Genomic DNA, 13,043 nt, shown 5'->3' on the forward strand with positions numbered 1-13,043 from the left:
TGATTTTCGATGTTCCAGCGGACGTTTGACAAGCACGGAGCGGGGACCGAAAATTTGGAATGCGTATTATTTAGAATCCTACTCCGCTGACCGCCCGATGACTCATGAATCTTGACGAATCCGAGGCCGACCCGTTTTCAACGCGGATTCCTGATGACCACAACGCACCGGATGACGATCCGGCTCAGCATTCCGAGTTTTCCACTCGTATCGAGCAATCCTTGGTCACGCACGGAGACGTGGATGAGCTGGGTACGCAGGCGGGCCCAGACTCTGCTGGTTCCACCGCAAGAACGCGGATGCGATTCCGGGTCCTGCGACCTCATGCCAAGGGTGGTCTGGGCCAAGTATCTCTTGCCCAAGACACCGAACTGAAACGGCAGGTGGCCGTCAAGGAAATTCAAGACCGATACGCTGATCTCCCCGAGAGCCAAGCACGGTTTGTCTTCGAAGCCGAAGTGACCGGGCGTCTGGAACATCCCGGTATCGTGCCTGTCTACGCGTTGGGGCGACATGATGACGGACGTCCCTACTATGCGATGCGGTTCATTTCCGGCACCGCGATGGACGATGCCATCAAAGAGCTGCATCGTTCGCCCAACGCGACCATTTTCGACCGGCGACTCCGTGATCTTCTGAATCGTTTCGTCAGCGTGTGCAACACGATCGACTATGCGCACTCGCGCGGCTACATCCATCGTGACTTGAAACCCGCCAACGTGATGCTCGGCGAGTACGCCGAAACACTCGTCGTCGACTGGGGTTTGGCAAAGCAGATCGGCGCAGCGGAAGTCAAAGGCGACACATCAACCGAGAGCGACAAGGCGGACTGGGTGGACGGCGGTGCGGATTCGGACCACGTCCACGGCCAAGGCAAAACACGCGCCGGCCGCGCCGTCGGCACGCCTCAATACATGGCCCCCGAACAAGCCTCTGGCGACATCGAAAAGATTGGTCCGCACACCGACATCTATTGTCTCGGCACGACGCTGTACCACATCTTGACCGGTACCGCACCGCTGGGCGACCAGGGACGGATGCCGTTGTCCCAATTGATCCGTCGGATTCGCCGTGGCGAAATCCCACCGCCGATCGAAGTTCGCCCGGCAACTCGCAAAACGCTCGACGCGATCTGTCGCACGGCAATGGCGGTCGATCCGAACAAGCGATACGCGTCGGCACGCCTGCTCGCTCAAGACATCGAAAGCGAACTGGCCGACGAGCGAGTCAGCGTGGTGCCCGAGTCGTTTCCCGATCGCGCGGGTCGGTGGATGCGGAAACATCGCGGCATCACAGTCACTGCCGGGATTTCGCTATTGACGTTGACGTTGCTTTCGACCGCGTTCTACGCCGTCACGCGTTCGACACTCGACCGCACCCGACGTTACTTGCAAATCAGCCAACTCGAACAGCAATTCGATAGCGCGATTCACGCCGAGACACAACGACAACGAGAACCGGATCTCTCACCACGCGGAGTCACACCGCCGGAGTCTTTGGTTGAGTCGAGTCGCAAAATTATCGATCAGATCGAAACACTACGCAGCTATGAGACGCGCCAATTCGAAGACACCAATCGCCGGCTGTCGCTGTTAGGCAACTGGACCTCGGGTATCGAACAACTCAGCCGGCGCCGGATGAACCGCGAACTGCACGGTTATTTGGTCAGCGAAGTCGAGCGGCTTGCCAAAACGTTTCCTTATCCTGAACTATCCAGTTTTCAAGACGAAGTCGATCGCCTCGATCAATTGGCGCGCGATCGTATCGCCCAGTGGTATCCCGTCCCGTTACCGGACTTGGATGCATCGGAATTTGTTGTGCAACACGGCATCTCGACGCGAACCAGCAATACGTCGACGCTCGAATCGATTCCGCTGCTCGACACACCTCCCGGTAACGTTCAGGTATCCGCACAATTCGTTGGCGATACCGCTCAAGCACGCAGCGTCGGCATCGTCCTCTCGCAATCGTCAGATACTTCGGAAGAAAAGTCAGGTTATCAGTTCCTACTCGCCGACCAGAGTTATCACCCGATCTATGACAGCGAGGCCCGCCCCAGCATCGCGGAAGCGAATCGCCGCAATAGCTTGACGGCATTTATCATCCGCAATGAAGACGTGCTGCGTGTCCAACCCGTCTCGCTGCCCGTGCGTGCCGACGCGTCAGGCGATCGATTACCCAAGTTGACTGCGAGGCGTGAACGTGGAACGCTGCTGACTTTCCAGATCGATGATGAACAAATCCGGTTCGAAGATTTGTTTCCGCTTCCTCCTGATCAGCCCGGCCAAATCGGCTTGATCTGCCCACCCGACATGGGCGTGCAGGAGATTGTGGTCGAAGCCCAGCGTGACCGGGCCAATGTTGACCGGTTGGTCTCCGACAGTGCCAGCCAAGGCGATGTCGACACTCACGCCCGCGAGGTCGCCGACCCGATCGAGCAGGGAGACCGCGCCTTTGCCGAGGGCGACTTTGTCGCCGCGCGACAATTCTACGAACAGTTGCCGGGTAACGTCGAAGCACTCGCGAAGACCGCTTTGACGCTCGAATTTTTAGATCCTGATGAATACCCGATCGTTCTTAAAAAAGTCATCAAGGAATTCGCCCCCGAAGGCGTCGAATCGGAGAACGTGCGTCAGTGGTACCTGTATGCCGGCGTCAAACTGTTTCTGTATTACCTCCGTCAACCCGACGAACGGGCCATGGCGGATTGGGTGCTGACACGACTGCGTGTCAACTACGACCTCGAGGACGTTCAGTCACTCATCCCCGAAGTCGAACGGCAATCCTTCAGCCAAGAGCTATTGCGTCCCGGCAAACGCACCCGGGTGCTGTTTGGCAACGAAGGCGATCTTGAGGAACTCGAAGGCACGATCGAGTTGCTCAGCAACAACCCACGATGGCGTCGATTGGCATATTGGCGCAAAACCGATGCGTTGCGATACGACTGGAAACTTCCACCGGAGGAAGCCCGGGCGGCCGCGGCCCCGATCCTCGAACGACTCATCGAAGAGATGGCTGCTGATCCTGAATCCGATACGCTCGACTGGATCACGATCATTCGCGATCGCATCTGGCTTCACATCCTCGACGGAAGTTATGCCGAGGGCAAAGCGTTGCTTGTTCGTGCGATCGGTGAGCAACGCGAACGGATTCCGACAGCCCGCTTGCCGTTGTTGATTGATCGCGCGCGACTCCTCTATGCCGAAGATAAGAATAACGATCAAGAAGCGATTGATGACTTGACGTATTTTTTGCAGCGTGTGAATCCGGAAACTCCTCCACAGGGAATTCACGCCACACACTACGGCGAAGCATGTGGGATTCTCGGCATCCTTTACGAACGTCGCGGAGACCTCGACGCCGCGGAAGAAGTGTGGCTGCAAGGCCGACGTCGTAATTGGGGCCCCTTCCGGAGTGATCCCGCGTTAATCGTCAGCGCCAAAGGAGCCATCATGGTTCTGGAAACCGAAACGCCCGAACCCATTCTCGCCGCCCGCACGAACGGGTACTCGGTGATCGAATGGCAGCAGATCGTCAAAGAGTTGTTTGCCGGTTCGGGTTTGAGCGATGTGGCGGTACGCAACATGGTTTTCAACAGTGAACAGGTTCCCGATGAATGGATCGAAACAGTTGCGGAGAAATGCTTCTCCGGCCCGAGAGGACGCGCCGTCGGTGACGCCACGTTACTGCACCAAATCCCACTGATGCAGACCAATACCAGCGGCGTCACACTGATCCTCTATCAAGCGATCGTGCACTTAACGTTGGACGGAGAATCCTCGCTGCAAACCTATCCCGAACTCGACGAAGTCCTGTTTGAACGCTGCGGACAATTGATGTCGGCGTTTCAAGAAGACCGGATCGGATGGAACGAGATGGCGTTTATCCTGGCGGCGTTTACGGGCAGTTGGAATGAAACTTCGTTTGAACGGCTGGCTCAAAAGCTCGATGACCGCGATCTTTCGTCGGGATTTGCTCTGATTTTTGGCCTGATGCAGCACGTCAAGAACGGCGACCTGCAAAAATCTCGCTCAATCGTCAAAAAGTTTGTTCATCCCGATTCCGAGGAATTACGCTCCCTCTATGGGAGAATTGCGGCCGACCGCCTGGGGCCATTCGACGACTCCCCATAGGCACCGGCCTTCAGAATTTGAATATTGAACAGCAACCGATCGCTCGTCTTTTTCTTGATACGCCCTGCTGAGTCCACATCATGCCTCGACATCAAATCTCATCAGCTCTTTTGCTAGTCGTCACCCTGGCGATTAGTGTCGGCATCGCAGGAGTTTTCGGTCAACAAGCAATCTCCGCTGAGCCTGTGGGGCGATCAATCGGCTCCGAACCTGCCGGTCTCGCCGATTCGATCACAGCAATCTTGCCAGCCGACACGATGCTCTGGATCAACACACCGGACTGGGCGTCGACCGCGGCGAGTCTCAACAAGTTGCCGATGATCCGGTTGATGGCAACCAAGGAGATGCAACCCTTTCGCGAGCAAACCGACCGGCGCAGCAAAAGCTATTTGATCGATTCGTATGGATTGGACTTTGAGCAGATCGATCGAGAAATCGCCGGTGAGTTCATCATCGCCGGGCTGACTACGGAGGAGGGCGAACTATCGATCACCTGTTTTGTTCAAACACCAAACGCCACCACCGCCGAGGCCTTTGTCAAAGCCACCGCCATACTTTTGAACGAACGCGGCGCGAAAGAAGAAACTCCCGCCACCTCCGGCACCGTGCAGTTGGCGTTAAAGAACATTGACGAACAGTTGGTCCTCGCCACACTCGGCAACCACGCGATGATCAGCGGAGACGTCGGCATTGCCAGGCAATTGATCGATCGCTGGCAGAAACATTCCGCTGAAACTTCATCCACCGCCAATTCGAACGAGTCTTCACCGAGCGATCGCCTGGTGGACAAGGCCGGATTCAATCGCACCATTTTAGAACTGCAAGACTCGCCACCCACGCTACTGCGCTGGTACCTCGATCCGATCGCGTTTGCGGTAGCCAGTGAAAAGACGGCAAACGCTAAAGAGGAACTATCCAAAAAGAAAGCCGCCAGCACCGAACCAACAACGCAAATTCCATTTCCAATGCGTCACGGTTTTCCGGGGCTGCAGTCGATAGCAGGTCGAGCTTGGATCAACCAAACGACCGGCAACCTGGAGTCACGTACTCTGATTCATGCGCCGACACGCGAGAACGCACTAGAGATGTTCCAATTCGATCCCGGCACATTGGGCATGCCATCATGGGTCAGCGACGAGGCGAACGTTGCCACGATTGTCCGTTGGAACCTCGACGAAATGATCTCGCACGTCGAGGACGTCTACGATGACGTCACGGACGCTCCAGGTGCCTTCGCCGGAACAATGCAAGACCTCAAGACAGAACTGAAAGTCGATCTTCTCGACGGGTTATTTCCAGTCATCGGCCCCGAAGTCGTCATCTATTCGACCGACGACGCCAAGCAAAACATCGAATCGACGGTCGTATCGATCGAGATCCAAGACCCCGCGAAAAACGAGCAGTCGGTTGCCGCGATGATGTACAACATGTTCGTCGGCGACCCCGAAGCACGACGTATTCGCTTGCCGGGCAAACGATACGAAATGTGGCAAATCAAATTAGTGGTGGATGAAGACACGACGCCGTTCACGAAAGCGGGACTGATCGTTGCCGATGGTCGACTTTGGTTTTGCACCCACGCGTCCACGCTGCAAAAGCTGATTCTACAACGCAAGAAATCACCACTCACCGACACCGCCGTTTATCGCGTCTTCGAACAAGTCATCGCTGACGAACGCCACGCCGATTCCATCGGCGTCTCGATCGCGCGGATGGACCGCGACGCACGAAACACGTACGAGGTTCTGCGATCCCAAGGCGTGAAAGGGTTGGAGAAGGTCGAAAGCGTCTACGCAACCATGCTACGTTCGATCTTCCTCCGTGATGACACACAAGAGAAAAGCAAAACGCCGGATCAACCGGTCGAGGAGATCGATTTCTCCGTCATGCCATCCTACGATTTTGTCCGCAACTATCTCAACAACCTCGCCGTCATCAGTCGAAACACCGACACGGGTTGGGAGATCTTTGCGGTCGCGTTCGAAGAAGACTCCGAGTAACGCTCCACATTCCCATTTTGCCGGCCCGTCCGTCTCGCCTCATCCGATGCGCGACGGAACACGTGATTCCAACGCAGAACGATCCCCATGAGAATGCATCCCTTCAACCGGTTCTTGTCCACAAACATCGCCGATGTCCAGAAGCGGCGGGTAACCGCGTGCTGGGAATCGAAACGACGACGATGGACGATTACCGGACTAGCATGCCTCCTGGCGATGCTCGCCACCGAACATCAGCTCCAAGCACAAACGCTTAGCGATCCCAGCATTGCGAACGTCACGTTTGACCGTCCCACGTCTTCCGAATTCGAGTCCGCCCGGCACCAGGCACTCGATGCACTTAACGAATTGGTCCTGTATCTCGGCGAAGGCAGCAACGCCGAGGCATGGAAGCAGTTCCTGCAATTGGGTGAACTTCGTGAATTGCTGACCACACTACCAACACCCACGTTTGCGCCGATCGATTTTGATGCCCCAGATGTCGAACCGAGTGAATCGGAAACCGACTATCTCGAACAAATTCAACAGATCCGCGTCGTCGCCGCTCGGTTGATAGGGAAACATGAAGGACTTGAGCGTGGCGTGATCACTCGGCTGCGTGAATCGATCAAGGACGTCGTGTTGGCGAGCGAACTGATGGTGGATGCGACCCTCGAGGAGTCATTCAACAGCCGCCGCGATGCCATCGTCGAACTATTGGCGAGCCCGCATCAAAACGATCTAGCCTTTTATCGCGAGTTATTGCCGTTGGCCTCGTGGATGGATCAATATGGGCAAGCCGTTTCTTGGACGCCTTACGCGAAATCATCTTGGTCGCGTCCCAACTTAAGGCTGAGCATTTCGGCCGCCGCGATGCGTCACGTGACTATGCGTCCGATCCGTGAAATCAAACCCATCGACGAATGTGATGACGGTCGGCGAATCACCGGACGAGCGTTGGTGATCGGCACCGCCTACATGGCTCCCGTGAATTCAGTGTTCACCGGAATCAGCTACAACCAACCTCCCCAATGCCAAATCCTGTTCGATGGGAATATCGAATCGACTTTGAATGGATCCGAAGGTCCGGTTTCGTTCGGTCTGATCGGGAACACCCTGATGCGAGCCCAAACTCCGGTCATGTTGAGCACCAACGGGTTCACCGTCCTGCCGATTCAGACTTCCTCTTCGACCCATCTGCGAACGCGTCACGTGTCCACGCGGCGCAACGGCGTCGGCAGCCGTTTGATTCGCAAGATCGCGACCAACGTGATCGAGAAAAAGCAGCCCGAATCCCAACGCAATCTCGACATCGGAGCCGTTGAACGGTTTAGCAAATCGTTTATGGAAGACGTTGCCCAAGAAATCCTTGAGGCGGAGATGGACTTTAAATCAGATGTACTCGCGGCCATGGATCGTGCCGACATCCGGCCGATCGACTTTCATTTTGTTGGAAGTGCGGAGAAACTGAAAATCGACATGACACTCAACGGCGGTTTTGGACTCGGTGCCCCTCCATTGTCACCCCCGCCGATCATTCCGCATCTGCCAACGTTTTCACCGCGTGCCGATCCTGACATGACGATTCAGCTTCATGAATCTGTCGTCGAACGGGTCGCCCAGCGAATGTTGGCTGGCGAAACGATCTCCGATTTCTCGGCGCTGTTTAAGTCCGCCGGACTCCCAATCTCGGAAGAGCAGGACGACGAGATCCCCGACGACATTTTGATCGAACTAACCGATGACCTACCGGTCAAGGCGAGGTTCGAGAACGACACGCTGGAGTTAGTGGTTCGCTGCGACCGATTTCAGGTGGGGCGTGCCAGCCCGATCGCGGTCGACTTCACGCTTCGTTACCACGTCCGAATTGAGGCTGGAAACGTGAAATTTGAATTGCTCGATGACCCCAAAGTCACACCACCTGAAAACAGACGCGCCGGCGTTCGTTTTTACACGCTGAAGAATGTCGTCGCCCGGCGACTCAAGAAGGACGTTCCCAAAGAGCAGACCATCGACGGCTTCGACCTCGATCCTCCCGCCGATCGGCTCGGTCATTTAAGTTTCGATACCGCTGAGGTAAAAGATGGGTGGATGACGCTGACATTACGCGGCGATCGATAACAGACGCCGCGGGACTCGGCCGAGTCTCGTGTTGAGCGATCGACAAAACGGAATTTCGAATCGCGGAACACGCTTGAGATGAAACGCCCCTCCCTACCGATTGACGAAATCCTGCCGCAGCTTATTGAGGCCATCGCGGCGGGAAATCCGGTCGTGCTCAAAGCCCCTCCAGGGGCCGGAAAGACAACCGGCGTTCCGCTCGCACTCCACGGCGCGTCGGGTATCGACGACGGGCAAATCTGGGTTGTCCAACCGCGCCGTCTCGCCGCCCGGAGCGTGGCCGAGTTCCTCGCCCGGAAACTCGGTGAACCGATCGGACAAACGATCGGTTATCACGTTCGACTGGATCGTAAGGAAACCGAAGCGACTCGGGTCCTGCTCATGACAACAGGCATCTTCTTACAACGGATGCAATTCGATCCGCTGCTTGAGAAGACGTCGTGCGTGATTCTCGATGAATTCCACGAACGCAGTCTTGAACTCGACCTCGCACTCGCCATGACGCAGCGATTGCGAACACAACTCCGCGATGAACTTCGCATGATCGTGATGTCGGCCACCCTCGACCCTCAACCCATCGCAAGCTTTCTCGGGCCCGCGGCACGGTCGCTGGAGTGTTCGGGACGAAGCTATCCGGTTGAAATTTCGCATCACGAGACGAACTCACGCGAGCGTCTCGAACATGCATTGACGCCGTTGATCGTCGAGGCCGCTCGTCAAACCGTCGGCCATGTCCTGGTCTTTCTTCCGGGACTCGCCGACATCCACCGCGTGGGAAATGTTCTTCGCGGTCTTAATCTTGAAAACACGTTTTCGATCGTTCCCCTGCATGGTTCCTTGACACCGATGCAGCAAGACGCGGCCATTGCGAATGATCCCACGGGACCGCGAAAGATCATTCTGTCAACGAACATCGCCGAAACATCCGTAACAGTTGAGGGTGTGACGACGGTCGTCGATTCGGGGCTCGCCAAAATCCCGATGCTCGATTCGCGACTCGGGCTCACCCGTTTGCAAACCGAACCGATCTCGATCGCGTCGGCGGACCAACGTGCCGGTCGCGCCGGACGGACCGCTCCGGGCGTGTGTTATCGGATGTGGTCGGTGGCAGCACATCGCACGCGAGACGCCTTCGATGCCCCCGAAATTTCACGCGGAGATTTGTCAGCCTCCGTATTGGCACTAGCGAATCTTGGAGAACAGGTCGATGGGCAATTCCCATGGCTGACGCCGCCCCCTGAACATGCGATCGAAGCCGCCACGCGATTGCTGGTCGGTCTCGGTGCACTCGATGACTCCGGCCGGATCACGCCCTTGGGTCGCACATTGTCTCGATTGCCGCTGCATCCTCGAATCGCCCGGTTCGCGGTCGCGGTGGCGCAGTCGATCGGAACCGCGAAGGCGGCTGCGGGCGCGGCGTTGCTCAGCGAACGGGATCCACTCGAAAACGAAATACAAGGTTGGTCGGACACGTCGCTGGCGGAGAAGATCCGATGGATCGACAAACATCCGCGTTCGACCGGGCGAAGTTTTCAGAGCATCGTTCGACAAGTGAAACGGTCGCTCGAACATCCGTCACTTCGTAGTTCGATTGAAGCGGATGATTCATCGAATCCGCGTCCCGTTTCGGACGGCGAGGCAGTTGCCCAGGCGATCCTGGCTGCGTATCCAGATCGCGTGGTCATGCGACGGCCCGGCGACGAGGATCGCGGCGTGATGGTCGGGCGTCGGGGCGTGTTCGGATTATCCAAGCTCGCGGATATCGATCGCACCTCGAAGTTCTTGCTCTGTTATGACGTTGATGGTAGTGCAACCGAATCCCGTGTCCGCGGTGCGGTGGAAATCGACGAGTCTTGGTTACCCGAGACAGGAATCGTCAAAGGTGTCGACGTCGATTTCGATCCTGAACGGGAAACCATCGTCTGCCGCGCAACACGACGCTACATCGATCTCGTCCTGAGCGAAACGCCGGTCGCGTGCGAGGCAAACGAAGCAACGGCCGAGCGACTATACCGCGCCGCTGTTCTTCGCCGTGAACGTGTGATGCCGGATGCCACACCCGGCAAAGAAACCGACTTCGACGCCGCACTTCATCGGATTCGCTTGGTCCTCGAATACTGCTATTCCAACGAGGAATCCCCGCAGGGCAACGTCGATAACTTGTGGAGCGATGTTTGCAAAGAACTCTGTCATGGCCGGCGTTCATTTGCCGAACTGCGGCGAGCCCCTTGGAAGGATCATCTCGTCGGTTTGATCGGCTATGAATTTTGGCAGAAGGTTCAAAACGAAGCACCGACGCACCTGACTTTGCCAAGCGGCAACCGAGTGCAAGTCGGTTACAGCGTCGATCGTCCGCCTTGGATCGAAGCAAAAATCCAAGAATGCTTTGGATGGCCGCGCACCCCGCGGATCCTCGGAGGCAAGGTCAGCGTGCAGATGCATCTTCTCGGTCCAAACCGACGTCCTCAACAAATCACCGAGGATCTTGAGAGTTTTTGGAGAAATACCTACCAAGAAATCCGCAAGGAACTCCGCCGCCGTTACCCGAAACACCATTGGCCCGAAGATCCCATGACCGCCAAAGCGACGCACAACGGGCTGAAACCGCGAGTCTAGCAGCATCCAGGCGGGCTCGTCGGGAAACCCTCGAGCATTTCAGCTTGAGTTCGACTCACAACTATGCCGAAAGAAATGATGACACCGTGCTGTATTAGGATTTGTTCCGAATGCAGGGAATGGGTGCCCCAGTCCTCGGACAGTTCGTTTCGGACGTGCTCTGATGGTTTCGGAGGAGTTTCGGCCCCTTTTTAACGACGATGGAATCGCAACTTAGATGGCTCTGTTACCCGTCTCGACGAACCGCGTCAGCACACCGCTGAACAACCAACGTCTGTTGTATCAGCTCAACAACGATCAGCTCGCCATTCAGCGGCAATACGACCAACTCAGTACCGGTCGGCGGGTGCTGCGGATGAGCGATGATCCCGCAGCGGCGAGCCGCGCAATCGGATATCAGCGTGGAATTTCGTACAGCGAGCAGCTGGTTCGAAACGCCAACGCGACCGAAGCGTTCTACCAATCCACCGACGTCGTACTTAATCGGGTCGATAACGCGTTGATCGAAGCCCGCGGCGCTGCCGTTGAGGGGGCCCAAAGTATCTTGTCGGAGGACCAACGCGAGGCGCTCGCCATGACGATTCGACAATCGATGGAGTCGATCGTTTCGGCAGGCAACGGGATGTTCAATGACCACCAATTGCTCGGTGGCGTGCTCGAAAACCAAGCCGCGTTGGAGTTCGAAAATGACACCGTGCGGTTTAACGGAACCGAAGCAGTCGGTCAAACCAAACTTGGCAGCGGTACGGGATCCTCGTTCACCGTCACCGGAGCAACCGCAATTGGGGTCGGAGGAACATTTCAAACCGGTCATTCACTCGATGCCGGGATCAACGAAGACACTCGCTTGGTCGACTTGCGTCAGGGACTCGGAGTGGAACCCGGCGTGATCACGTTGTCCGATGGTGATAACCACGTTGAGCTCGATTTGCGAAACGCGGCAACCATTGGTGACGTCGTCGATGTCCTACGAACCGTGGAACTCGGCGGTCGTGCACTTGGCGTCAGTTTGGGAACCGATTCGATCTCCATTCAGTATGCCGATGCACTCCCCGGGACGCTCGCGGTAATCGATGCCGAAGGCAGTTCGTTGGCCCAGGATTTGGATATCGCCAACCCGCTGGGATACCGTGCACCGCCGCTGGTGGGAGATCGATTGTCTCCGCGCGTGACGGCGTCGACCAACATCAGTGATCTGGCCAGCGGTGCGGGGTTGGACCTCAGTTCCGGACTCGTCATCCAGCGTGGAGAGCAGAGTTTTACGATCGATTTCGACGACGCCGAAACGATCGGCGACGTATTGATTTCGATCAACCGCAGCGACGCGGGCGTGCGGGCGGAACTCGACGAAGTCAACGGACGAATCGAACTCCGCGCGTTGTACTCCGGCGTCGATTATAGCGTGGGCGAAAATGGCGGCATTGCGGCATCGGAACTCGGGATCCGAACCGCCGATGCGGATACGTTGCTCAGCGACCTCGCCGGCGGACTGGGTTTGTCATTGAATCCGAACGGGCCTGATCTGGTGATCACACGTCCCGACGGGATCGATCTCGAATTCGAACTCGAAGGTGCAGCGACGATCCAAGACGTCATGAACCTCGTGGCCAACCATCCCGACAACCAAGACACCCGCCGCGTTCGAATTGCCCTCAATACCGTCGGAAACGGCCTGCAACTTACCGCTCCGACCGGTACCCAACCGATCACAGTGACGCAGCCCGGTTTGAGTGACGCGGGCACCTATTTGGGATGGATCAAACCAGGCGAAAGCGAAGCGGTCGCTCAACTCAACGTAGGAGTATCGCGATTGACGGGCGAGGATTATCGCCCTCGCGAAGCCGGAGGTGCGATCGACACGTTGTTGCGTTTGGAACGAGCGGTACGAGACGGTGACATCGCCGAAATCGGCCGACTTCAGACTCAACTCGACACCGACCTCGATACCAGTAGCCGGACACGCGGCCGGGTGGGCGTTTGGACTCAGAGCTTGAATGAGATGCGGTCTGCGATCGAAGACGAGAACGTTCTGTTGCAATCTCAATTATCCAATGAACTCGATGCCGATTTGGCGACCGTGATCAGCGACCTCGGGGCTCGGCAGGCGTCGCTTGAAGCGTCGATGCGGTTTATCGGACAAACGTCCAGCCTGACCGTCTTGAACTATCTCTAAGCGCCGCGCCGGTTGTGACGG

The 13,043-nt window shown here is 56.8% G+C and carries 5 protein-coding genes; all 5 read left to right on the forward strand.

Going from position 1 to position 13,043, the window contains the following annotated elements; translation table 11 throughout:
- Window positions 1-104: 104 nt before the first annotated feature.
- Window positions 105-4,133, forward strand: coding sequence for a serine/threonine protein kinase (locus tag NB063_RS27170; protein WP_250932203.1), 4,029 nt, complete (start codon window positions 105-107; stop codon window positions 4,131-4,133).
- 80 nt (window positions 4,134-4,213) lie between these two features.
- Window positions 4,214-6,133, forward strand: coding sequence for a hypothetical protein (locus tag NB063_RS27175; protein WP_250932204.1), 1,920 nt, complete (start codon window positions 4,214-4,216; stop codon window positions 6,131-6,133).
- An 87-nt stretch (window positions 6,134-6,220) separates the two neighbouring features.
- Complete coding sequence (locus tag NB063_RS27180; protein ID WP_250932205.1) at window positions 6,221-8,233, forward strand: hypothetical protein; 2,013 nt, start codon at window positions 6,221-6,223, stop codon at window positions 8,231-8,233.
- A gap of 78 nt (window positions 8,234-8,311) precedes the next feature.
- Window positions 8,312-10,849 carry an ATP-dependent helicase HrpB gene (gene hrpB / locus NB063_RS27185; protein WP_250932206.1) on the forward strand — a complete coding sequence of 846 codons (2,538 nt, stop codon included), beginning with the start codon at window positions 8,312-8,314 and terminating at the stop codon, window positions 10,847-10,849.
- A gap of 217 nt (window positions 10,850-11,066) precedes the next feature.
- A complete protein-coding gene (locus NB063_RS27190) occupies window positions 11,067-13,022 on the forward strand; it encodes a flagellin N-terminal helical domain-containing protein (RefSeq protein WP_250932207.1) in 1,956 nt (651 codons plus the stop codon).
- Window positions 13,023-13,043: the final 21 nt, after the last annotated feature.

The organism is Aporhodopirellula aestuarii (assembly GCF_023701485.1).
GTDB lineage: Bacteria > Planctomycetota > Planctomycetia > Pirellulales > Pirellulaceae > Rhodopirellula > Rhodopirellula aestuarii.